Source organism: Gordonia sp. CPCC 205515 (assembly GCF_048537925.1).
Taxonomy (GTDB): domain Bacteria; phylum Actinomycetota; class Actinomycetes; order Mycobacteriales; family Mycobacteriaceae; genus Gordonia.
The window spans coordinates 1-23,827 of sequence record NZ_JBCLVJ010000020.1 but is presented as its reverse complement, the minus strand read 5'-3'; the positions used below and the strand labels follow the sequence as shown (position 1 = coordinate 23,827).

At 65.3% G+C, this 23,827-nt stretch carries 20 protein-coding genes and 1 pseudogene; 4 read left to right on the top strand and 17 right to left on the bottom strand.

What is annotated here, in order from left to right:
• Positions 1–93: 93 nt before the first annotated feature.
• From AAFP30_RS25590 to AAFP30_RS25540, 11 genes are all read right to left on the bottom strand, one after another.
• Positions 94–1,260, bottom strand: a complete 1,167-nt coding sequence (locus AAFP30_RS25590) for an arylsulfotransferase family protein (protein ID WP_419232862.1) — start codon at positions 1,258–1,260, stop codon at positions 94–96.
• Positions 1,261–1,350: 90 nt separating this feature from the next.
• On the bottom strand, positions 1,351–2,616 hold the full coding sequence (locus AAFP30_RS25585; protein WP_419232861.1) for a glucarate dehydratase family protein: 1,266 nt from the start codon (positions 2,614–2,616) through the stop codon (positions 1,351–1,353).
• Between the two features lies 1 nt (position 2,617).
• Positions 2,618–3,553, bottom strand: coding sequence for a 5-dehydro-4-deoxyglucarate dehydratase (locus AAFP30_RS25580; RefSeq protein ID WP_419232860.1), 936 nt, complete (start codon positions 3,551–3,553; stop codon positions 2,618–2,620).
• Positions 3,554–3,589: 36 nt separating this feature from the next.
• Positions 3,590–5,185 carry an aldehyde dehydrogenase (NADP(+)) gene (locus AAFP30_RS25575; protein ID WP_419232859.1) on the bottom strand — a complete coding sequence of 532 codons (1,596 nt, stop codon included), beginning with the start codon at positions 5,183–5,185 and terminating at the stop codon, positions 3,590–3,592.
• 99 nt (positions 5,186–5,284) lie between these two features.
• Complete coding sequence (locus AAFP30_RS25570; protein ID WP_419232858.1) at positions 5,285–6,331, bottom strand: 2-hydroxyacid dehydrogenase; 1,047 nt, start codon at positions 6,329–6,331, stop codon at positions 5,285–5,287.
• A gap of 25 nt (positions 6,332–6,356) precedes the next feature.
• Positions 6,357–7,076, bottom strand: coding sequence for a sulfite exporter TauE/SafE family protein (locus AAFP30_RS25565; protein WP_419232857.1), 720 nt, complete (start codon positions 7,074–7,076; stop codon positions 6,357–6,359).
• On the bottom strand, positions 7,073–8,089 hold the full coding sequence (locus AAFP30_RS25560) for an ABC transporter ATP-binding protein (RefSeq protein WP_419232856.1): 1,017 nt from the start codon (positions 8,087–8,089) through the stop codon (positions 7,073–7,075). The genes AAFP30_RS25565 and AAFP30_RS25560 overlap by 4 nt, the downstream gene beginning before the upstream one ends.
• Positions 8,082–9,101 carry an ABC transporter ATP-binding protein gene (locus tag AAFP30_RS25555; protein ID WP_419232855.1) on the bottom strand — a complete coding sequence of 340 codons (1,020 nt, stop codon included), beginning with the start codon at positions 9,099–9,101 and terminating at the stop codon, positions 8,082–8,084. The genes AAFP30_RS25560 and AAFP30_RS25555 overlap by 8 nt, the downstream gene beginning before the upstream one ends.
• On the bottom strand, positions 9,098–10,096 hold the full coding sequence (locus AAFP30_RS25550; RefSeq protein WP_419232854.1) for an ABC transporter permease: 999 nt from the start codon (positions 10,094–10,096) through the stop codon (positions 9,098–9,100). The genes AAFP30_RS25555 and AAFP30_RS25550 overlap by 4 nt, the downstream gene beginning before the upstream one ends.
• 14 nt (positions 10,097–10,110) lie before the next feature.
• Entirely contained in the window at positions 10,111–11,037 is a 927-nt protein-coding gene (locus AAFP30_RS25545; RefSeq protein WP_419232853.1) for an ABC transporter permease, read from the bottom strand.
• A 17-nt stretch (positions 11,038–11,054) separates the two neighbouring features.
• Positions 11,055–12,629 carry an ABC transporter substrate-binding protein gene (locus AAFP30_RS25540; protein ID WP_419232852.1) on the bottom strand — a complete coding sequence of 525 codons (1,575 nt, stop codon included), beginning with the start codon at positions 12,627–12,629 and terminating at the stop codon, positions 11,055–11,057.
• A 384-nt stretch (positions 12,630–13,013) separates the two neighbouring features.
• On the opposite strand from AAFP30_RS25540, the gene AAFP30_RS25535 reads away from it, so the two are divergent.
• On the top strand, positions 13,014–14,057 hold the full coding sequence (locus AAFP30_RS25535) for a 2-hydroxyacid dehydrogenase (protein WP_419232851.1): 1,044 nt from the start codon (positions 13,014–13,016) through the stop codon (positions 14,055–14,057).
• Positions 14,054–14,449 carry a universal stress protein gene (locus AAFP30_RS25530; RefSeq protein WP_419232850.1) on the top strand — a complete coding sequence of 132 codons (396 nt, stop codon included), beginning with the start codon at positions 14,054–14,056 and terminating at the stop codon, positions 14,447–14,449. Before AAFP30_RS25535 ends, AAFP30_RS25530 begins: the two co-directional genes overlap by 4 nt.
• A 61-nt stretch (positions 14,450–14,510) precedes the next feature.
• Here the strand turns inward: AAFP30_RS25530 and AAFP30_RS25525 are convergent, their stop codons facing one another.
• The 3 genes from AAFP30_RS25525 to AAFP30_RS25515 form a co-directional block, all read right to left on the bottom strand.
• Complete coding sequence (locus AAFP30_RS25525) at positions 14,511–15,404, bottom strand: LysR substrate-binding domain-containing protein (RefSeq protein WP_419232849.1); 894 nt, start codon at positions 15,402–15,404, stop codon at positions 14,511–14,513.
• Positions 15,405–15,482: 78 nt separating this feature from the next.
• On the bottom strand, positions 15,483–16,829 hold the full coding sequence (gene gudD / locus AAFP30_RS25520) for a glucarate dehydratase (protein WP_419232848.1): 1,347 nt from the start codon (positions 16,827–16,829) through the stop codon (positions 15,483–15,485).
• A 49-nt stretch (positions 16,830–16,878) separates the two neighbouring features.
• Positions 16,879–18,240 (bottom strand): MFS transporter, encoded by a 1,362-nt coding sequence (locus AAFP30_RS25515; RefSeq protein ID WP_419232847.1) that lies wholly within the window; start codon positions 18,238–18,240, stop codon positions 16,879–16,881.
• Positions 18,241–18,632: 392 nt separating this feature from the next.
• Between AAFP30_RS25515 and AAFP30_RS25510 the strand changes: the two genes are divergently transcribed.
• Positions 18,633–19,838, top strand: coding sequence for an L-talarate/galactarate dehydratase (locus tag AAFP30_RS25510; protein ID WP_419232846.1), 1,206 nt, complete (start codon positions 18,633–18,635; stop codon positions 19,836–19,838).
• A gap of 25 nt (positions 19,839–19,863) precedes the next feature.
• Here the strand turns inward: AAFP30_RS25510 and AAFP30_RS25505 are convergent, their stop codons facing one another.
• The 3 genes from AAFP30_RS25505 to AAFP30_RS25495 all read right to left on the bottom strand — a co-directional run bounded on the left by AAFP30_RS25505 (position 19,864) and on the right by AAFP30_RS25495 (position 23,207).
• Positions 19,864–21,105 (bottom strand): fatty acid desaturase family protein, encoded by a 1,242-nt coding sequence (locus tag AAFP30_RS25505; protein WP_419232956.1) that lies wholly within the window; start codon positions 21,103–21,105, stop codon positions 19,864–19,866.
• A gap of 10 nt (positions 21,106–21,115) precedes the next feature.
• Positions 21,116–22,231: a ferredoxin reductase gene (locus AAFP30_RS25500; RefSeq protein WP_419232845.1), complete on the bottom strand. Its 1,116-nt coding sequence runs from the start codon at positions 22,229–22,231 to the stop codon at positions 21,116–21,118.
• Between the two features lie 91 nt (positions 22,232–22,322).
• Entirely contained in the window at positions 22,323–23,207 is an 885-nt protein-coding gene (locus AAFP30_RS25495; protein ID WP_419232844.1) for an aldo/keto reductase, read from the bottom strand.
• A 283-nt stretch (positions 23,208–23,490) separates the two neighbouring features.
• On the opposite strand from AAFP30_RS25495, the pseudogene AAFP30_RS25490 reads away from it, so the two are divergent.
• Positions 23,491–23,827, top strand: a pseudogene (locus AAFP30_RS25490) (HNH endonuclease); the annotation flags it as partial.

Sequence of the window (23,827 nt, the reverse complement as noted above, 5' to 3'; positions counted from 1 at the left end):
ATTCGATGGTAAGGCCGCGATTGTGCTCAGAGAAAGAGTGAGGATCGGCGGATTGATCGCGACTGTTTATCGATTGTGGTGAGCGGGCTCGTCTCAAACCCCCTGCGGATACCAGAACGAGCGGTAGGTGGTCAGCGTCCCGGACAGTTTGGCGTCGCAGACGAGTCGGCCGCGGGCATCGAACTGGGTGATGTGTCCGGTGGTGCCCCAGCCGCCGAAGATCGAGCCGTCGGACAGGCGCTGCGCGTTGCCCATCGCCCACGCGGTCAGATGCTGCGGGTGCTCCCACCGGGAGACGAGCTTGACCGTTCCACTGCGCCAATCCGGCCGGATGGTGAGGATCGCCGACGGGCCGCCGACGCCGGGTACCGCGGCGTGGTTGTCGAACAGGCGGATCGCGCCGTCCCCGGTGAACTGGGCGTCGTGCTGGTTGGCGAAGCTCGCTGCCGGATCGACCTTGACCGTCGACCGATTACCGCCGATGACCCACCGCACCTTGCCGGTGCGGCCGTCGATCAGATAGAGCGCCGAGGTGTTGCGCGACGAGATGAGGTAGTTGCCGTGGCCGTCGGGGAAGACACTGTTGATGTGGAAGTAGTCGAGTCCCTCGCCCGGGATCGGCAATGGGGTGGTGTTCGCGCTGACCGGGACGTGTGCCAGTGCGCTCCACGAGAAGTCGGCGTGGCCGGTGGCGATGTTCATGATGTAGAAGCGGGAGTCGATCACCGGGATGCGGACACCGCCGATCTCGGCGGAGGTGGTCACATAGCTCGAGACCGCGGCGCGGCCGTCGGGCAGGATGCGGAACTCGTGCAGGTCACCGGACGTGCCACGTGGTGTCTGGAAGTTGCGCAGCACGTGGAAGTTCTTGTCGGCGATGAAGTAGGTTCCGGAGCCGTGACCGGGCTTGGAGCTGCCCTGCCACCAGGTATAGACACGCTTGCCCTGGTAGGTCTGGATCTGGAAGTTGCCGGCGTCCTGCCCCTTGGGGATCGGATGCTTGGCGAGGATCCGGCCGTTGCGTGCGCGGACCTGCAACTCACCCGGCGTGCTCGGCGCGACGTTGCCCAGTCGGGGCACCGCCGGGTTATCGAGCAGGTTCGACGGCGACAGCAGGATCACGCCACCGCTGTTGGGCCGCGCGTCGGTCAGCACTTGATAGATGGAGTCAGGCGCCGCCTGGGCCTGTGCGACGCCCGCGACCATCATCGTCGCCGCGGTGATCAATGGAACAATTCGGGCAAACCATTTCTTCGTCACGAGGGGTGATCGTACGCCCTGCGGACCGGCCTGCCGACCTTTCGGTTCAGGCCGATCCGATCGACGGGCGGTTGGTCCGGTGTGTCCGATTCACCAACGCGGACAGGTGTTTTCGAACCCCGGATCAACGGACTTCATGTACCCCGTGTCATCACGCTCTCGCAGACCGCAGTCGAGGTACTGCTGGTGCAGACGTTCGAGCGCCGCCTCGTCGAGTTCAACGCCGAGGCCCGGCCCGGTGGGCACCGGCACCGCCCCGTCGACGATGCGCAGTACGCCGGACTGCACGACGTCCTCGGTCTTCCACGGCCAGTGCGTGTCACAGGCGTAGGTGAGGTTGGGTGTGGCGGCGGCGAGATGGGTCATGGCGGCGAGGCTGATGCCGAGGTGCGAGTTCGAGTGCATCGAGAGCCCCATGCCGAAGGTGTCGCAGATGCCGGCGAGCAGCCGTGAGCGCTGCAGTCCACCCCAGTAGTGGTGATCGGACAGCACCACCGATACCGAGTTCTTCAGCACGGCCGGCTTGAGATGATCAAACGCGACCACGCACATGTTGGTTGCCAACGGCATCTTCGCCTCGGCCGCAACTTCCGCCATGCCGTCGAGTCCCGGTGTCGGGTCCTCGAGGTATTCGACGATGCCGTCGAGTTCGGCGGCCACCCGCACCGAGGTGTCCACGGTCCATGCGGCATTCGGGTCGAGACGCAGTGGAACGCCGGGGAATTCGGCGTGCAGCGCCTTGATCGCGGCTACTTCCTCGTCGGGCGGAAAGACGCCGCCCTTGAGTTTGATGGCGGTGAAGCCGTACTCGTCGATCATGCGGCGTGCTTGCCGCACAAGCCCTGCCGGGTCGAGTGCCTCGCCCCAGTCGTCTGCGTCGAAGCCGGGATGGCCGGCCCACTTGTAGAAGAGGTAGGCGCTGAACGGCACCCGGTCGCGGACGGCTCCGCCGAGGAGGTCACTGACCGGCCGTCCGAGGGTCTTGCCTTGGATATCGAGGCAGGCGACCTCGAACGGGGAGAACACCCGGTCGGTGGTGCTGGCAGTGGTGATCATGCCGGCGACACCGTCGCCGCCGGTCACCGACAGTTGACCGATACGCTCGTCGATGACTTCGCGAATACGGTTGAGCGCGAATGCATCCAGGCCGACGATCACCTCGGCGGCCGCCTCCATGCGGGTGATGTGGGCGGTATCGGCGTAGGTTTCGCCGAGTCCGCGCAGCCCGCCCGCCGTCTCGATCTGGATGATCGCCCGCAGTGCGTACGGCTGGTGTACGCCAACGGTGTTGAGCAGCGGCGGGTCGGCGAAGGCCACCGGGGTGACGGTGACGCCGGTGATCGTCGACGGGTGCATGTCAGGCGGTGACGGTCGAGGCGAGGGCACCGGCGATGACAGCCCGGCCGGCTGCGGTGATGCGCTCGAGTTCGGCGAGATGCTCGGCGGTGGGTGCGACGAGCGGTGCGCGGACCGGTCCGGCGTCAATACCTTCAAGCGTCACACCGGCTTTGACCAGCGAGACCGCGTAGCCGGGCACCTTGTTCCGCAGCCGGACGAGGGGGTGGAAGAACTCCCGCAGGAGGGCTTCGGTGAGTTCGGTGTTGCCGGTCTCGAGGGAGTTGTAGAACGCGAGTGCAATCTCCGGGGCGAACGCGAAGGTGGCCGACGAGTACAAGGTGACGCCGATGGCGCGGTAGGCCTGCTGGGTGATCTCGGCGGTCGGCAACCCGTTGAAGAACAAGAACTCCTTGCCGGTGTCGGCGAGTGCCGCCTTCACCGCGATGACGATGCGGGAGACGTTGTCGAGATCGCCCGTGCCGTCCTTGAATCCGATCACCGTCGGCAGTTGTGCCACCTGCACCGCAGACGCTTCGTCGAAAACTGCGTTGCTGCGGTTGTAGACGATGACCGGAAGATCGGTGACCGCCGCCACCTGCCGGGTGTACTCGGCGAGGCCGGCCGGCGGCATCGTCACGAGGTACGGCGGCAGCAGCAGGATGCCGTCGGCACCATTGGCCTTGGCGCTCACCGCGAACTCCTTGGCCTGCACGAGGGAACCACCGGCACCGGCGAAGACCGGGACTCGACCGGCGACGACCTCGACGGCGCGGCGGACGATCTCGCCGAACTCGGTCAGGCCCAGTGCGTGGAACTCGCCGGTGCCGCAGGCGACGAACACGCCGCCGGGGCCTGCGGCGACACCGCGGTCGATGTGTTCGGCGAGGCGGTCGTAGTCGACCTCACCCTGCGCGTCGAAGGGAGTGACAGGGAAGAACAGAACGCCGTCGAGCATGATGGGACTCCTTGTGAATGAGGGTGATTCAGGGTTTCAGTTGCGGGTGAGTTCGCCGTCGATGCGACGCCAGATCTGATCGGGGTTGCCGTCGGCGATGGCCGAGGGCAGCAGCGCTGTCGGGACGTCCTGGTAGGCGACGGGGCGCAGGAATCGTTCGATGGCCAGCGACCCGACGGAGGTGGTGCGGCTGTCCGACGTCGCCGGGAAGGGTCCGCCGTGCACCATCGCATGGCCGACCTCGACGCCGGTGGGCCATCCGTTGAACAGGATGCGTCCGGCCTTGAGTTCGAGGATCTGCAGCAGATCTCCGGCCTCGGCGTGGTCGGTGTCGTCGGTGTGGATGGTCGCGGTCAGCTGGCCTTCGAGTTTCGCGGTCACCTCCCGGACCTGTTGTGCATCGCGGCTTTTCACGATCAGGCTGGACGATCCGAAGATCTCCTGCTGCAGTGTCTCCGAGCCGAGGAAGGTGTCGGCGTCGGTGACGAACAGGGCGGCTCGGCAGGTGTTGGGCTCGGTGGTGTCGGTGCCACGCGCCACAACTGTTGCCGCGCCGGTGAAGTCGTCGACGCCGTTGGCGTAGGACCGGGCGATGTTGGGTGTCAGCATCGCGGTCGGGGTACTCGCGGCGACGGCCTCGGCGGCCGCCTCGATGAAGGTGTCGAGGTCGGGCGAGTCCACGGCGATGACGAGTCCGGGGTTGGTGCAGAACTGTCCGGAACCGAGGGTGAGAGAACCGATGAATGCACGACCGAGATCGGCGGCGCCGGCGCGCAGTGCGCCGGGCAGCGGATAGACCGGGTTGATCGAACTCATCTCCGCATAGACCGGGATCGGTTCGGGCCGTGATGCCGCCGCGGCGACGAGAGCGGTACCGCCGGAACGTGATCCGGTGAAGCCGACGGCTTTGATGGCCGGATCGGTGACCAGCGCGATGCCGAGTTCCCGGCCGCTGCCGTAGAGCAGGGAGAAGGTGCCGGCGGGCATGCCGGTGGCGGCGATCGCCTCGGTGACGGCCCGTCCGACGAGTTCGGAGGTCCCCGGGTGCGCCTCGTGCGCCTTGACGACCACCGGGCAGCCCGCGGCGAGCGCGGAGGCGGTGTCGCCGCCGGCGACGGAGAAGGCGAGGGGGAAGTTGCTGGCGCCGAACACCGCGACGGGTCCGAGGGGAACCTTGCGTTGACGGATGTCGGCCCGCGGCAGCGGAGTGCGGTCGGGCATCGCCGGATCGATACGGGCACCGTTCCAGCTACCCTCGCGCAGGACCGCCGCAAACAACCGGAGCTGACCGCTGGTGCGGCCGACCTCGCCGGTGATGCGGCCGACCGGGAGTCCGGTCTCGGCGGTGGCGCGCTCCACCAGGTCCTCGGTTGCCGCGTCGAGGTTGTCGGCGATCGCGTCCAGGAAGTCGGCGCGGTCCGCCGAGGTGGTGTTGCGGTAGATCGGGAAAGCCGCGGCGGCCGCGGCGGTGGCCCGAGCGACATGGTCGGCGGTGCCGTATGCGTAGGCCGGCTGAAGCCGTTCATCGGTGGCCGGGTTGATGGCGTGGATCGCGGTGCCGGAACCGGTGACGTACTCGCCGGCGATGATCATCTGTCCGGTCAGGGTGGCGGTCCGCTCTGCGGTCGTCATGTGAATCAATCCCTAAATGGTCGATGGTGGTTGGAAGGGCTCCGGTCACGTCGGGGATCACCTGACGTGACCCGAGCCATACTTAGACGGTAGAGCCGCCTATCCATTCATGTCCAAGTCAAATCTCCGTCCAATCGATGCACTCGAGGTATCGACACTGGTGGTGGGAGCGGGTCGCACAACACGGTCCAGCGGACGTCCGTCGGCGAGGCGACAGATGTTGTCGGCGATGTCGTGGACGCGACCGACAAACGTGTCATGGGCGACGCCCGACGTGTGCGGGGTCATCAACAGATTCGGCAGTTCGGCAAACGGTAGAGCCGACGGCTCGGCCCGATCCCCGGAGGTCGGATACCGATACCAGACATCGACGGCCGCGCCACCGATCACGTTGTCCCGCAGCGCATCGAACAGTGCCTGCTCGACGACGAGCGGACCCCGACCGACGTTGACCAGAATCCCGTCCGGTCCCAGCGCCTCGAGTTCAGCGGCGCCGATCAGTCCGGTGGTGCGATCGGTCAGCGGGGCTGACACCACCACCACCTCCGATTCCTTCATCAGTCGGCCGAGATCTGCGGTGTCGGAATGCCATTCGAGCCCGGCGGCGTCGGCCACCCGGCCCGATCCGGTGATCACACACCCCCGAGCTCCCATGGCGCCGAACAGATTCGCGGTCCGCCGGCCGATATGCCCGAATCCGACATAGCCGATCATGGCACCGCGCAGGGTCCGTGGTTGCGCCAGACCGTCCTGATAGACCGACGTGGCCCACACCCCGTTGCGCAGCGCCGCATCCTGCTCGATGAGTCCGCGACGGAGCATGACGGTGGCCGCTGCGATGTATTCGGCGATGGCGTCTTCGTGGTGGAAGGTGTTGGCCACGATGGTCTCCGACGGAAGATCGGCGAAGCTGACCTTGTCGGTGCCGGCGCCGCCGGAATGGACCAGCCGGAGTCGTCGACCCGCCTGCGCCATCGCCGGGGTGCATCGGCCGCCCACGAGGACGTCGGCGTCGGCGAGATCGTCGACAAGGGTGTCCTCGTCGAATCGTTCGTGCCACGACACCTCCGGGTTGACCGGCTCCACCAGGGACAGGAACAGGTCCCGGTGGGGCAATAGATTTCGATCCCCGATCACGACTTTCATCTCGTACCTCCACGAATCCCAGGCGTCAGAAGAACAATTGCTGCCCGATGAGCAGCACCGCGCCGAGCGACGACACCGCGATCGATGCGGCCCGCAGCCGACCCTTGTCGAGATGGCGGTTGACGAACCGCGAGGCCACATATCCGGCGACGACGGCCGGGATGAGTGCCACCACGGTGAGTGCGATGTCGGTGTGCAGGTGTCCGGTCGCGAGTAGCGCACCGAGCGACATGAGGCTGCCGACGAGGAAGAACGCACTCATGTTGCTGCGTACCTTGGCGCCCTCCTCCCCCGACATCACCAGCGCCATCGGCGGTCCGCCGATCGAGGTCGCGGTGCCCAGGAGCCCGGAGGCGGCGCCCGCGGTGGCGAGGTTGCGCCGCAGAGGCATTGGCTGCCAGCCGAGTCCTGCGAGCACCACACCGCTGAGCACCACGGCGGCCAGCATCAGGGCCAGTCCCCGTTCGGGTAGCCACATCAGCAGCAACGCACCGGCAATGGTGCCCGGTATCCGTCCGGCCAGCGCCCATCCGGTGCCCCGCAGGTCGAGGCTGGTGCGCTCACGCACCACCACCATGAGACTGACCACGGTGGCCGAGGCGATGAGGGTACCCGGCAGCAGCGAGGGCTCGACGAGGGCAACGACCGGTGCGGCCAACATGCCCATGCCGAACCCGATGGAGGCCTGCATGCAGGAGGCAAGACACACCGCAATGGCGATGACCGCGAACGCCATTGCACTCACGCCACCGCAGGCATACCCAGTGCGACACGGCCGCGCGGGTGGTAGCACTCGACGATGTGCTCGGCTTCGGCCGCATCGACGACGGTGGGTGGTGTCGCGGTGGCGCACAGATCCGTGGCGTGCGCACAACGCGTGCGGAAGCGGCACCCCGACGGCGGATTCAGTGGGGACGGCACCTCCCCCTGCAACAGGATGCGTTCCCGACGTTTGTCGACGTCGAGTGTCGGAGCCGCCGACATCAAGGCTTCGGTGTACGGATGCGCCGGATTGTCGAAAACGGCTTCGGTGCTGCCAGTTTCGATGATTCGACCCAAGTACATGACCGCGACGCGATCGGCGACGTGCCGGACCACCGACAGATCGTGGGAGATGAAGATGTAGGAGATGTCGAGTTCGGTCTGCAGTTCGTTGAGCAGGTTGAGAACCTGGGCCTGGACGGAGAGGTCCAGAGCGGACACCGGCTCGTCGCAAATGATGACCTCGGGATTGAGCGCCAAGGCGCGGGCGATGCCGAGACGCTGCCGTTGTCCACCGGAAAACTCCTGGGGACTGCGGTGTTCGTCGCTGGGCCGCAATCCGACCAGGTGCAGCAGTTCTCGTACGCGGGCGGCGCGGTCACGCTTGCGTGGGTACAGATCCTTGTGGGTGCGCCACGGCTCGGCGATGATCTCGGCGGCACTCATCCGATTGTTCAAGGAGGCATAGGGATCCTGAAATACCATCTGCACCTTGCGGCGCAGCGCCAGGAGGTCCTTGCCCTTGAGTCGGTACGGGTCAGTGCCGTCCCAGCGGACGGTACCGTCGTCGGGGCGTTCGAGCATCATCAGGGTGCGGGCGAGAGTGGACTTGCCGCAACCGGATTCGCCGACCAGACCGAGTGTCTCGCCGCGTCGGAGGTCGAGGTTGATGCCGTCGAGGGCGCGGAGCTGTTTGCGCCCCGATTTACCGGACACGGTGAAGGTCTTGCCGACATCGCGGACCTCGAGAACCTGCGGTTCTGTGAGCTCAGGCATTGGGTGTCTCCTCGGAGAAGTGGCATGCGGCGGCGCGCTTGTCATCGATGCGGGTCAGGGTGGGACGCTCGTCGATGCAGCGACCACGGGCGAGCGGGCAGCGAGCCTGATAGACGCAACCGACCGGGATCGAGTGCAGATCTGGCGGTGTGCCGCCGATGGACTTCAGGTCGGCACCGCGTTCGGCGCTCACCGGGACGGAGTCGAGCAGTCCCTTGGTGTAGGGATGCCGGGGGTTGCCGAAAACCTCGTTCACGGGACCGGTTTCGACGACGTTGCCGGCGTACATGATGGCCACGCGGTCGGCTTGTTCGGCGACCAGCGCCAAGTCGTGGGTGATGAGGATTACGGCCATGTCGTGCTCTTCGCGGAGCCGTTGCAGCAGCGCCATGATCTGCGCCTGCACGGTGACGTCGAGGGCGGTGGTCGGTTCGTCAGCGAGTAATACCTTGGGACTCAGCGCCACCGCCATCGCGATGAGCAGACGCTGGCGCATGCCGCCGGAGAACTGATGCGGGTAAGAGTCGATACGCGTTTCCGGCTCCGGGATGCCGACGTGCCGCATCAGTTCGATGGCCTCGTGGCGCGCCTGCTTCTTCGACATCTTGCGGTGGATGCGGAAGGGTTCGGCGAGCTGCGTACCGACCGTGTAGACCGGATTGAGTGCGGTGAGCGCGTCCTGGAACACGATCGCGAGTTCGGTGCCGGCCATGCGGCGCCGGACGGCGTCACTCGCGGAGACGAGGTCGATGTCGTCGATGGTGATCGTGCCGTCGGTGACCGAGGCGATCGGGGCGAGGAGTCCGACCAGCGCCTGCGCGGTCATCGACTTGCCGCAGCCCGATTCGCCCAGCAGTGCCAGGGTTTCGCCGCGGCGGGCGCGGAAGGACACGTGGTCGACGGCCCGGACGGTGCCGGTCGGAGTGCGTAGGTCGACGGTCAGGTCCTCGACGTCGATCGCGACGCGGTCGTCGGTGTCGGTGGCGGGGTCGGTCAGGGTGGGTGCGCTCATTGGACAGCCTTTCGCGAGGAGAAGAACCGCTTCCGGGCGTTCGGCGTGGTCAGGCGCCATCGTTGGCCGGGATCGGTGGCGATGCGCGCCCAGGCGGCGAGCAGGGTGGCCGAGACGGTGGTGACGACGATCGCCAGGCCCGGGAAGAACGACAGCCACCAGGCGGTCTGCAGGTACGTGCGGCCCTGCGACACCATCAGGCCCCAGCTGATCTCCGGCGGCTGGATTCCGATGCCCAGGAAGGAGAGTGACGATTCGGCGAGCATCACGTAGCAGAAGTCCAGGGTCGCGACGGTCAACAGCGTCGGCAGCAGGATGGGCAGCACGTGGCCCCGCAGGATGGCACCGCTACTGGCGCCGAAGGTTCGTGCCGCGTCGACGAACACGCGGCTCTGCAGTTCGGCGGATTCGGCACGGGCGGTCCGCAGGTAGATCGGGATGCGGGTGATGGCCAGCACCGCAACGATGTTCGCGGCACTGGGCGAGAACACGTAGAGGATGACCACGGCCAGCAGCAGCGACGGGAAGCTCATGATGACGTCGGCGATGCGCATGGCCGTGGTTTCGCGCCAGCCGCGATGGTAGCCGGCCCACATGCCGATCGCACTGCCGATGATGCAGGAGATGACCACCGCCGGTATCGACACCAGCAGCGTTGTCTGGCAAGCGACGATCAGCCGGGCGAGCATGCTCCGGCCGAGAGGGTCGGTGCCGAGGATGTTCATCCACCCGGTGTCGAGGTTGAAGGGCGGCAGGTTGGATTCGTCGAGGTTCTGGTCGGTGGCGGCGTCGCCGACGAGCCAGGGTCCGAAGACGGCCACGAGGAGCACGATGGTCAGGATCGCGGCGGCGACGGTGGCGAACTTGTCGCGCAACAGGAGTCGCCACATCGAGGGCTGACCGGAGGGCACCTTCTTGGTGGCGACGGAGTCGCCCATCGGGTCGGTCGAGGCGACCGGGCTGGTGGTGTCGAGTGGTTCGGTGACGATGGACATGGGATCAGATCTCCTTAGACCGTTGCCTTGTCACGAACTCGCGGATCGAGCAGCGCGAGTCCCGCGTCGATCACGATGTTCAGGATGAAGATGCTGACGGCGGTGAGTAGCACCGCCGCCTGCAGGACGGCGAAGTCACGCTGCATGATCGAGTCGATCATCAGCTTGCCGATGCCGGGCCAGCCGAAGATGGCCTCGACGACGACGGCACCGTTGATCAGGCCGACGGCGAGGTCGCCGGCGACGGTCAGGGCGGGTGCGGCCGCATTGCGCAGTGCGTGGTGGGTGACGACCCTCAGGTCGCCGGCGCCTTTGCTGCGTGCCACTTTCACGTAGGGCGCCGACAGTGCGGACACCATGGCACCGCGGACGATCTGGGTGAGGACGCCGAGTGGTCGGATCATCAATGTGGCGATCGGCAACACCCAGGCAAGCATGCCGCCGGTGCCGGAGGTCGGCAACCAGCCGAGGACGACGGCGAAGATCCAGATGCCGGTGATGGCGAACCAGAAGTCGGGGACGCTCGCCGCGGTCATCGAGAGCAGGCTGGAGAATCGGTCGGCGAGCGAGTTCGGCCGGTAGGCAGCCCAGCAGCCGATGATGACCGACGCCAGGACCGAGAAGAGCAGAGTGAAGAACGCCAACTGCAGCGTCGCGGGGAATGCCTTGAGCGCCATGCCCGCAGCTTCCTGACCAGTTTTCAGCGATTCACCGAAGTCGAGATGAAGGACCCCGGACAGGTAGTCGAACATCTGCTGGAAGATCGGTTTGTCCAGACCGTGCGCGGCGGCGAACTCGGCGCGCTGTTCCGGAGTGGCCGACACCGGTAGATACAGATTGGTGGGGTCGCCGGTCAGTCGGGCCATGAAGAACACGCCGAACAAGACGATGATCAGCGGTATCAGGCTGGTGACCATCCGGCGTCGGAGGAAGGTGATCATGGTGATTCGCCTCGGATTCAGTCGTTGCGGGCTGTGGCATGGGACATCTCGGCCAGGCGCATCTCGTCGCCGGTGGCCGAATTGGGCTGGTAGGCAACCTTCGCCGATTTCGCGAGCACGGCCTGCATGTGCGCGATGTAGGCGTACTGATGGACCTTCTCCGGTTCATCAGCGAGAACCTTGGCGAGTGCATCTTGACGAGGAGCGCCGGTGAGGGCTTCGGCCGCACGAATCTCGCTGTCGTAGTCCGCGACACCGAAGGTGCTCTGGTAACCGTCGCTGATCATGTACTGGTCGACGGTGAACTGGGTATCACCGGCTTGGTTGCCATGTTGAACCAGCAGGAGAACCGGTCCGGAGCCGGCGACGAAGGGACGCATCTGGTACTGCATCTGGCCCGACGTGTCCATCATCTCGATCTTGACGTTCAGTCCGATCTTGCTGAGCGAGTACTGGATTGCTTCCACTGTCTCGTTGATCTTCGGGAACTGTCCGGTGCGGCCGATCAATCGGATGGTCCGGTCGACCGGTACTCCGTCTGCACGCGCCTCGTCGATCAGCTCCTTCGCCTTGGCCAGGTCGTAGGGGGTCGGCGTCAACTGCTCGTTGTATCCGACGACTCCGGGGGCGACCAATTGTGCTGCGGGACGGCCCAATCCCTGAAAGAGGGCTTTCACGATGCCGTCCCGGTCGATGGAGTAGTCGATGGCCTCTCGCACGCGTCGATCGGTGAGCGGCGCGTCGGTGCCCTGCATGCGCAGCGCAGTGGTCTCGTTGTTGGTGTAGGCCACGCCCAGGTCGCCGGCACCGTCCTCGGGACCCAGCGAGGTCGCGAGGTCCGCCTCGTCGTTGGTGATCATCGCTGCGCGAACGCTGCCCTCGGCACGCCATTGATAGATCACTCGACTGTAATCCGGTGATGCTCCGTGATAGTTCGGGTTCAGTTTGAGTGCGATCCGTTGTCCGGAGTCCCAGAAGTCGACCATGTACGGGCCGGTACCGACTGGTTCGCGCACCTTGTCACTGTCGGTGGTGGTGCGCGGGACAACTTCGATGAAGGAAAGGCGCAGCGGCAGAATGGGATCTGGTGTTTCTGTGCGAAGTTCGACGGTGGTGGCGTCCGGTGCACTCACGGTGATCTTGCTGTCGTCGAACACATAGCCGTTGACGTCACAACCGATCGCGCCGTTGAAGGTCCGCTTGATCGAGAATGCGGCATCGCGGGCGTCGAAGGGCGCGCCGTTGCTGAACTTGATACCGGACGCCATGGTGAGACGCCACAGATTCGGTTCCACCTGCGTCCAACCGGTCGCGAGTTTGGGTTGTAGATCGCCGCTATTCGGGTCGCGTTCGATCAGGGGCTCGGTGATGTTCGATCTGACGACCACGCCGGTCGCGGTCAGAGACGCGTCGCACGGCTCGAGCGTGGGAGGCTCGGTCGGTACGACGATACGCAAGGTATTGGGATTCGCGGCCTCACTCTGGGTCGTATTCGCGACGCTGCAACCGCTGACCGCCAGGATCGCGGTTGCAGCAAGGCTGAGCGCGCCGGCTGTGCGACGACGTGGGGATCGCTCGAACGCGATCGGCATGGGGACCTCCGATTGAGGAAGAGTCCGGGATGGACTCACGCGGTGAGTGACTTACGGGGCTGGAACCATGACATGTGACGGTAGACACACGCTAAGAGCGTCGGCGCGCAAACGTCAACAGCGCAAAAGCGCCGAGAACAGCGGTTTTGGTGCATTTTCCGTCCCGTCGAGGAACTCGTCGCCACCTCGGCGCACAGGTGAAAACCATGTCTGACCTGTCCGTTTTCCGAAGAAGCAGCGCTTGATCGGCATCACCGATCAGCCATCGATACCGTTAGCGAATCGATCCATGTTATTTGCGTGTTGGACAGGTATTCAGCACGGGCCTAGCGTGGTGACCATCACAGCACTTCGGTGCGCAGTCCGAGCGGTCGAGGAGGACCAATGAGCACCAGCCTGACCACCATCGCATCGGCGGACAATTCCGTTGCTGAACAACACTTTTCACCCGCCACTGGCACGGTCCTGCGCGTCGGGCCACTGAAGCCGTCGCTCGAGCAGCGGTTGAGCGACGGATACGGCGCCGCCCCACTGCCCACCGGCACGGACCGCGCCACGTTCTTGGCGGAGAACGGCGAGCGAGTCACCGCGGTCGTCACCTCCGGCCGAACGGGTGTGGACGCCGACCTGATGAACGCGTTACCGAACCTGGGCGCCATCGTGCACTTCGGCGTCGGCTACGACACCACCGACGTGGACCTCGCGACCGAACTCGGTATCGGCGTGAGCAACACGCCCGATGTGCTCACCGACTGCGTCGCCGACACGGCGCTCGGCCTGATCCTGGACACGATGCGCGGCTTCAGTGCCGCCGATCGCTACGTGCGGGCGGGTCGCTGGCCAATCGAGGGCAATGTTCCGCTGGCACGCAGGGTATCCGGAGCTCGAGTCGGCATCGTCGGGCTCGGCCGGATCGGGTCGGCGATCGCCGCACGCCTGTCCGCCTTCGGTTGTTCGATCGCGTACCACAATCGCCGCGTAGTCGACGGCTCCCCGTACCGCTACGCCGCTTCGCCCGCCGAACTCGCCGCCGACGTCGACGTCCTGGTCGTGGCTGCAGCCGGCGGTGCCGGCACCCGACAGCTCATCGATCGCGAGGTACTGGACGCGTTGGGCCCCAACGGCTTTCTCATCAACGTCGCGAGAGGAAGCGTCATCGACGAGGATGCGCTCATCGACGCACTGCAGTCGGGACGGTTGGCGGGAGCGGGTCTCGACGTGTTCGCCGACGAGCCGAACGTCCCCGCGGCCCTCATCGAGATGGACAACGTGGTACTGCTCCCCCATCTGGCGAGCGGCACCGTGGAGACCCGGGCGGCGATGGAAGAGCTGACCCTGCGCAACCTGGACACCTACCTGGAGACCGGAGAGCTGGTCACCCCGGTCGTGACGCCGAACCGATCTCTGACCGCAAAGGATGCACGATGACCGTCGTCTTGAGTTACCTGCCCACCCTCGAAGGTCGCGGTGCGCTGCCGTTCGGCTTCGCCGAGGCGCGACTGCGGGGCACCGACGTGCTCGTCGTCGCCGACGGCGACAGTGCCACGTCGCCGGAGTTCATCGTCGACCTGGAGCACGCGCGCACGACGGCTGCGGCAGACGACGTCAACTACTCTGTGGCACAGAATGATCCCAGCCTGTCACACGCGGATCAGCTGGTCGATGCGTCCTACGACGAGTCCGTCGAGCTGCTGGTGATCGGCCAGAAGCGCCGCTCCCCCGTCGGTAAGCTGCTCACCGGCAGTGTGGTGCAGCGCGTCCTGCTCGACGCGCAGTGTCCGGTAACAGCGGTGAAACCGCCTGTGCGGGCGGCTGTCTGACCGGAGTGGTCGTTAGCCACTCGTGGCTCGGCCAGCGCCTCGCACCTCAGGGAGCCTGAAGCTAGATCCACTCCCGCGCCGGCAAAACGTCTTTCATCAATCTGACCAGCGCGGGATTGGTGTTGTCGGCTCGCCACGCAACATTCATCTGGACCGGCCGGTCACGCACCGCGGTCACCTCTTTGAACACGACTCCGTCGGGATGCATGGTCATGGCGGACTCGGGCACCAGCGCCAGGCCGAGTCCGGAGTGCACCAGCACCAGCATGGTGTGTACCTGGGTCACGTACTGCACGTACCGCGGTGAGGCGCCTACCGCGGTGAACGTGCTGATGAGCAACTCGTTGAAGTAGCGGGCGTCCACCGGGGAGTACATGATCACCGGCTGCCCGTCGAAGTCCTCGATGGCGAGATGTTCGACCTCGGCCAACGGGTGATCGGCCGGCATCGCCGCCACGAGGCGCTCGTGATGTAGTGGGCGCGTGTGGATTCCGGGCCGGGACACCGGCGGACGGACGATACCGAGGTCGAGATCGCCGGCCGCGAGGGCCTCGACCTGCGCCGAGGTCACCATCTCCCGCAACACCAGCTGCACGTCAGGCAGCTTCTCCCGTGCCGTCTGCATCAGCCTCGGCAGCACGGCACGCGCCGAGGCGCCGGTGAAGCCGATGTTCACCATCCCCAGATCTCCGGCCGGCACCCGCCGCACCGTGAGCTCCGCGCTTTCCGCGAGTGCGACGATGCGCCGGGCGTCGGGCAGGAACGCGGTTCCGGCCGCGGTGAGAGAGACTGCGCGGCTGCTGCGTTCGATGAGCTGCACACCCAGTTCGTGTTCGAGCTGCTGGATCTGTCGGCTGAGCGGGGGTTGTGTCATGTGCAGCCGCTCGGCGGCGCGACCGAAGTGCAGTTCCTCGGCCACGGCGATGAAGCAGGACAGTCGCGACAGAGAGAACATCGATTCGCTTTCGGTATCACGACGCGATGCGCTACCGCGTCCTGTGGATCACGGTAGCGCAGGTCACGCAGCAGATCGTCAACTACGGCACAACGCAGGCTTCTTGCTGTCGAAGGACCAGCCGGGGATCAGGAACTGCATGCCGACCGCATCGTCGCGCGCGCCCAGCCCCTTCGATAGGTAGAGCTCGTGCGCGGCCTGCACCTGCTCCATGTCGAGTTCGACGCCGAGGCCCGGCTTGTCCGGGACGGTGAGGTAGCCGTCGGTGATGGTGTACGGCTCGGTGGTGAGGCGTTGGCCGTCCTGCCAGATCCAGTGCGTGTCGATCGCGGTGATCTGCCCCGGCGCCGCAGCGGCGACATGGGTGAACATGGCCAGCGACACGTCGAAGTGGTTGTTGGAGTGCGATCCCCAGGTGAGACCCCAGGCGTCGCACAGCTGTGCGACGCGGACCGAACCGCTCATCGTCCAGAAGTGCGGGTCGGCGAGCGGGATGTCGACGGCGTTGCTGCGGATGGCATGCCCCATTTCCCGCCAGTCGGTGGCGATCATGTTGGTGGCCGTTGGTAATCCGGTGGCGCGCTTGAACTCTGCCATCACCTCGCGGCCGGAGAAGGCACCCTCGGGTCCGACCGGGTCTTCGGCGTAGGCGAGGACGTCGGTCAGGCCGCGAGCGATCTCGATGGCCTCACTGAGCAGCCATCCACCGTTGGGGTCGAGGGTGACCCGTGCGGACGGGAACCGCTCGGCCAGTGCGCGCACGGCAGCTGCTTCCTCAGCCGGCGCGAGCACGCCGCCCTTGAGCTTGAAATCCTGGAAACCGTAGCGTTTCTGGGCCGCTTCGGCGAGCGCCACCACGGAATCCGGAGTGAGCGCCTCCTGGTGACGGATCCGCATCCAGTCGTCGGCGGAGGCGTCTTCGTCGGCGGGCGAGCGGTAGGCGAGGTCGGTCTTGGTTCGATCACCCACGAAGAACAGATAGCCCAACGCCTGCACCCGATCTCGCTGCTGGCCGTCGCCCAGCAGCGCGGCAACCGGCACACCCAGATGCTGACCGAGCAGATCCAGCAGAGCCGATTCGACGGCGGTGACAGCGTGCACGGTGATCCGGAGGTCGAAGGTCTGCGCACCCCGGCCGCCGCTGTCCCGACCGGCGAATGTTGTTCGCATGTCGGCAAGGATCGCGTGGTAGCGGCCGATCGGCTGGCCGACGATCAGCGGCCGGGCGTCTTCGAGAGTGGTCCGGATGGCCTCACCACCGGGTACCTCGCCCACTCCGGTGCGTCCCTCGGAATCGGTCAGGACGACGATGTTGCGGGTGAAGTACGGGGCGTGTGCGCCGCTCAGGTTGAGCAGCATGCTGTCGTGTCCGGCAACCGGATAGACGGCCATCGCGGTGATCATCGGGATGGTTGAGTCGGTCATCGATTTCTCCGAATCGTCGATGTGGTGATGGTTGCTGGATCGATCGCCGCTACTCGGTGGTTGCGCGCGTCGCCTCGGCGGAGTCCTGCCCGTCCATCTCGTCCAGGTCGAGACGTCGAATCGGTCCGACGATGACCAGGTAGCAGATGATCGCCGCGACGGCGCTCGCACCGACGTAGGCAAGAGCCAGTTCGAACGAACCGGTGGTGTTGACCAGGTACCCGATGACGATCGGGGTGGTGATCGCGGCGAGCGAGCCGAAGGTGTTGAACACACCGCCGGACAGTCCGGCGATCTGCTTGGGTGCGGTGTCGGCGACGACGGCCCACCCCAACGCCCCGAGTCCCTTACCGAAGAACGACACCGACATGAGTGCGATCACCAACCACGAGGCATCGGTGTAGTTGCATCCCACGATGACCGTCGCCAGCAGCAGGCCGGTCACGATCGGAACCTTGCGAGCCTTCGTCAGCGACCATCCCCGTCGGAGAAGCGAGTCGGACAGGAAGCCGCCCAGCACGCCTCCGATGAAGCCGCAGATCGCGGGCAGCGAAGCGACGATGCCGGCCTTCAGAATCGACAGGCCTCGCTCCTGGACCAGATAGACCGGGAACCACGTCAGGAAGAACCAGGTGATCGAGTTGATGAAGTACTGCCCGAAGTACACGCCGAGCATCATTCGGTTGCGGAGCAACAACTTGACGGCGCGCAGCTGGTCGACACCGGAATCCTTTGCTTCCGCGGACTTCTGGTCCATGTCGACCAGCGCACCGCCGGCCTCGATGTAGTCGAGTTCCCCCTGGGTGACCCGAGGATGGTTGCGCGGGCTGTAGATGACCTTGGTCCACAGCAGGCCGAGCACGATGCCGACCGCGCCGATATAGATGAAGACGTGTTCCCAGCCGAAGGTCACCACGAGCCAGCCCATGATGGGCGAGAAGACCACGGTGGCGAAGTACTGGGCGGAGTTGAAGATTGCCGATGCGGTGCCGCGTTCCTTGGTGGGGAACCACGCCGCGACGATGCGCGAGTTGCCGGGGAAGGACGGCGCCTCGGAGATTCCGACGAGCAGCCGGAGCAGGAACAGCAATCCCACGGCAGTACCCATGCTGAATCCGCCGACGAAGCCCTGGCACATGGTGAAGGCCGACCACAGCAGGATACCGGCGCCGTAGACCCGCTTGGAGCCGTACCGATCCAGCAGCCAACCGCCCGGGATCTGGGCGACGAGGTACGACCAGCCGAATGCGGAGAAAATGTAGCCGAGGGTCACCGAGCTGATGCCGAAGTGGTCCTGGACCGCGTCGCCGGCAATCGACATCGTCGCCCGGTCGGCATAGTTGATCACCGTGACGGCGAACAGCATCGCCAGGATGGTGTATCGAACCTTGCCGGTTCTCAACACTTTCACGGCAGCCGACTCCTTCGCTGAAGACGGGGTGATAGTCATTGCGGAACTCCTGATGAGTGTGGGGTGGATTCGGCCTGTTGACCAGATATGGTCCGAATCACATCTACGATCGCTGAATCTACAATCGCCTCAGCATTCAAGTCCAAGCCAACTTTGGGATGAATCAATGCGCGATCGGTATCGCTCAGCAAATCCCGGATTGACTCTCTACTTGCACTGGTTGTGAGGCTGGTTGTGGGGCTCCCACGTCGCACCTGATCGATTCACCACCGGTATTGATCCATGCGAAAGAAGTGTTGGACGGATATCGACGACGCTCGTAGCGTGTGACCTGAGCAACAAGTCCGGTGTCGTATGCCGGAGCGCCCCACAGAACCACGCAGGAGTTGAGCATGACCGCCAATACCGCTTCGCGCCCCACCAGCGCACTCACCGCCCCCGACGCCGCCATCAAAGCGCTGGCCATCGGCGACGCGACGCAGGATCGCATCAGTTCGGTCAAACTGTCGTCGATCACATTGCCGCTCGCGACGCCGATCAGCGACGCCAAGGTTCTGACCGGCCGGCAGAAGCCGATGACCGAGGTCGCGTTCCTCTTCGCGGAGATCCGCACCGAACAAGGCCAAGAGGGAATCGGCTTCAGCTATTCCAAGCGGGCAGGTGGACCGGCTCAGTACGCCCACGCCACAGAGATCGCGCCGGTGCTGATCGGTGAGGACCCCAACGACATCGCGAAGATCTGGACCAAGCTGGTGTGGGCGGGCGCCTCGGTCGGCCGCAGCGGCGTTGCGACCCAGGCGATCGCGGCGTTCGATATCGCACTCTGGGACCTCAAGGCCAAGCGTGCCAATCTGCCGATCGCCAAACTGATCGGCTCCCATCGCGACTCCGTGCAGTGCTACAACACCTCCGGCGGTTTCCTGCATACACCGATCGAACAGGTCTTGGAAAATGCCACCGCCGCCCTCGCAAGTGGCATCGGCGGTATCAAGATCAAGGTCGGTCAACCGGATTGGAAGACCGATGTCGCTCGACTGGAGAAGGTGCGCGAACATCTTGGCGATGACGTGCCACTCATGGTCGATGCCAACCAGCAGTGGGACCGGCCGACTGCCATGAGGATGGGCCGTATCTTCGAGAGCTTCAACCTGGTGTGGATCGAAGAGCCGTTGGACGCCTACGACGCCGAGGGCCATGCTCAACTCGCCAGGAACCTGGATACCTCCATCGCAACCGGCGAGATGTTGGCCAGCGTCGGCGAACATGTGCGCTTGATCGAGGCCGGTTCAGTGGACATCATCCAACCCGACGCACCGCGAATCGGCGGCATCACTCAGTTCCTCAAACTGGCAACGTTGGCCGAGCACAACCACCTGCAACTCGCCCCGCACTTCGCGATGGAGATCCACCTGCACCTCGCGGCCTGCTACCCGCACGGCGCGTGGGTCGAGCACTTCGACTGGCTCGACCCACTGTTCAACGAGCACCTCGAAATCCGCGACGGCCGTATGCATCTGTCGGACCGCCCGGGCCTCGGATTCACCCTGAGCGAGCAGGCTCACGCTTGGACAGTGGCAGCCGAAGAGTTTACGAGCTGACCCCGTCCGGTGCGGGTGGGGAGCTCTACCTCCCCACCCGCACCGGCGCGTTCTTCAACTCCCGCAACGCCGTTCGCAGTCCACGTCGCTTGCCGGTCTCGGGGTCCACACCGAAGTGCTCCTTCATCCCGTCGAGCACCGCGAACCGGAGCTCCGACGCGGTCTCCGGGGCGTCGTCGGAGGTCGCCTTGAGTAGCGCGTTGGGCAGGGCGAGTTTCGCGATGGTGCGGAAGGTCTGGGAGTACTGATGCAGCAGCGATCCCGTGGTGTAGGGCAGGTCGTACTTGTCGCAGAGCTCGCGGACCCGGACTCCGATCTCCTCGTACCGACTGCTCGGCAGGTCAGGGAACAGGTGATGCTCGATCTGGTGGCTGAGGTTGCCGCTCATGAACCGCATCAGCGGACCTGCGCGGAAGTTGGCTGATCCCAACATCTGCCGGAGATACCACCGCGGCTGATCCTCTTTCTCATACTCCTCGACGGTGAACTTCTCCGCACCATCGGGGAAGTGACCGCAGAAGATCACCATGTACGCCCAGTAGTTGCGGATGATGTTGGCGGTGAAGTTCGCGGTGATCGTCGTCTTCCAGTGCGGCCCGGAGAGCGCGGGGAAGATGAGGTAGTCCTTGGCGGCCTGCTTGCCGACCTTGCGTCCGATGATCTTGAGATCCTTGGCCGCCTGCCGATAGGTCTTCTCCTTGTTCCGCAGCTTCTCGGTCTCCAGATGGTGAAGTGCCACACCGTATTCGAAGAATGTTCCGAGCATCAGGTTGTAGAAGGTGTTGCCGACGTTCCACCATTCCCACGGTTGATCCCGGGTGACCCGCAGGATGCCGTAGCCCACGTCGTCGTCCATCCCGACGATGTTCGTGTACTTGTGATGGACGAAGTTGTGCGAGTGTTTCCACTGCACGCTGGGGCAGGTGGTGTCCCATTCCCACGCCGACGAGTGGACCTCCGGATCGTTCATCCAGTCCCATTGGCCGTGCATGACGTTGTGGCCGAGTTCCATGTTCTCGATGATCTTGGCCAACCCCAGCAGCGCGGTGCCGAGCGCCCAGGCCGGTTTGCGGTTGCTGAAGATCAGCACCACTCGCCCGCTCGCCGCGAGGCTGCGCTGAATGGTGATGGCGCGCTTGATGTAGCGCGCATCGGCTTCGCCGCGTTCCTCTTCGATGTCGCGGCGGATGGCGTCGAGTTCGGCGCCGAGGTTCTCGACGTCGGCTTCGGTCAGATGTGCGTAGCAGTCGATGTCGGTGATGGCGATGACAAGCCCCCTATAGATCGATGGTGCATTCACCCGAGACGGTACTGATACACGTCTGGATGCGTTCCCCCTCGCGCCGTTCGTCACCGGACCGGAGATCACGGACGTAGCCGCCGGACAGTGGAACGACGCAGGTCTGGCAGATACCCATTCGGCAACCGAACGGCATCTGGATTCCCAGCTCCTCACCTGCTTCGAGAAGTGTTGTGGCGCCGTCGATGTCGGCAGTCTTGTTGGACTTGGCGAAGGTGACGGTGCCGCCTTCGCCGCCGACGTCGGTGCGGGCGATGGCGAAGCGTTCGGTGTGCAATTGGTCGCGGAGGTCGGCCTTCTCGTAATACTCCTCGACGGTGTCGAGCATGGCCACCGGACCGCACGCCCAGCACGACCGTTCGCGCCAGTCGGGCACCTCGGCGTCGAGGCCGGCGATGTCGAATTTGCCGCCCCCGCTGCGGGTCAATTGGAGGCGAAGATCGTACGTTGACACCTCGTCGTGCAGCTTCTCGAGCTCGTCGACGAAGATCGTCTCCTCGCGGGTGGGTGCGGAGTGGATGTGCACGATGTCGGGCTGCTGATCGTGTCGGCGAAGCGCGCGCAGCATCGACATGACGGGGGTGATACCGCTGCCGGCGGTAAGGAACAGGATGCTCGACGGCAAGGGTTCGGGCAGGTGGAAGTCGCCCTTGGGTGCGGCGAGCCGGATGATCGTGCCGGGCGCGATGCCGTCGACCAGGTGCGTGGACAGGAAGCCGTCGGGGTTGGCCTTGACCGTGATGGCGATGTGGTGCTCGTCGGTGCTGCCGATCGAGGTGAGCGAATACGAGCGCCAATGCCAGCGTCCGTCGAGCTCGAGCCCGATGCCGACGTACTGGCCGGGCTTATAGCTTGCGGGGAAGCCCCAGCCGGTGCGGATGAGCACCGTCGCCGAGTCCTCGGTCTCCTTCTCGACGGCCTCGACCTTGCCGCGCAGCTCTCGCGCCGACCACAGCGGATTGATCAGGTGCAGGTAATCGTCCGGCAGCAGCGGGGTGGTGGCCCGCGCGATCAGCCCACGCAGGATGTTGACCTCGGGCTTCTTGGCCTCCACCCCGGCAGCCGGGCGCTTGCTCCATTTCAACAGGTTCATCGGTGACCTCCTCCCCCCAAATCGTGTGTACGACCGTACACCGAATCTGTGGACGGCGTCACAATGAACGTCGTAATGGTTTCGGCGCAGGTCATGCCTCCGGGATAGTCAGCGCGAACCGCTCGCGCGTGATGACGTCCGGTTCCGGACCGCCGCGCTTTCCGGTGTCGAGAGCGTCGATGGCGGCGAGGTCGTCGTCGGTGAGTTCGAAGTCGAAGATGTCGAAGTTCTCCGCGATGCGCGACGGCGTGACCGACTTCGGGATCGCCTGCCGTCCCTGCTGCAGATGCCACCGCAGCATGACCTGAGCGGGGCTTTTGCCGACCCGGCCGGCGATGTCACCGATGACCGGATTTTCCAGCGCCGACGTGTGGCCGCTGTCCCGGTAGAAGGTGATGCCGCCGATCGGCGACCACGCCTGCGAGATGATGCCGTGCTCAGCGTTCGCCGCGAGGGCCTCGGGCTGCTTGAAGTAGGGGTGCACCTCGATCTGGTTGATCGCCGGGACCACCGAGGTGGCGTCGAGGAGTCGACGCAGGTGCTCTGGCATGAAGTTGCTGACGCCGATGGCGCGGAGCTTGCCGTCTTCGTACAGTTTCTCGAGCGCGCGGTACGCGTCGATCGTCAGGTCGAACTCACCCGGCAGCGCCTGGTGCAGGATCAGCAGGTCGATCTGGTCGACGCCGAGTTTGCCTGCCGCCTTGTCGAAGGCGTGCAGCGTCTCGTCGTAGCCGTAGTCGGTGACCCAGACCTTGGTCTCGAGGAACACCTCGTCGCGGGCGAGTCCGGCCTGCGCGAGCGCCTCGCCGACGCCGCGTTCGTTGAGGTACGCGGCTGCGGTGTCGATGTGCCGGTAGCCCGTCTGCAGCGCGACCGCCACCGCTTCGCGGGTCTCGTCCGGGGGCGTCTGGAACACGCCGAAGCCGAGGGCCGGGATCTCTACGCCGTTGTTCAGGGTCAGTGTCGGGATGCTCATGACTGCCACGGTAGGCCTGGATGCGCTCGGGGTGGGAGTGAGTGGTGAGCCAGGTACTGGCAAGACCCCCCTCATTGGCGACGAGCCGAGCGTCCCCCCGCTCCCTGAGCAGCCCTGCGACGGAGGAGCCGTGCGTCCCCCGCTCCCTGAGCAGCCCGGCGACGGAGGAGCCGTGCGTCCCCCGCTCCCTGAGCAGCCCGGCGACGGAGGAGCCGTGCGTGTCGAAGGGGCCGCCACCAAAAAATGCTTGCGGACCAGCACCGGAGCGACTATCATCGAACACGTGTTCGACAACGAGGTGCCGGGAGGTGCCTCCCCAGACGCGGAGGTGACCGCCGCCTACGCCGCGTTGCACGCGGCGATCGACCGGATCGCCGCACTGGACACCACTCCCGCCTCCGACGCCGAAGTGGTCCGCGCCGCGGAGATGCATGAGCATGCCGCCCGACGGTTGTATCCGATCGGGTTACGTCGGGTCGGGGACGTGTCTGATCGTGACGCGCACCGCCGGTTGGGGCATCGGACACTATCGAACTTCATGACCGCCCGTCTGCGGATCACCGACCCGAAACGCCGTCAGGATCATATGGCAGCGCTGCTGCAGTTCCATGCGCTCTCCG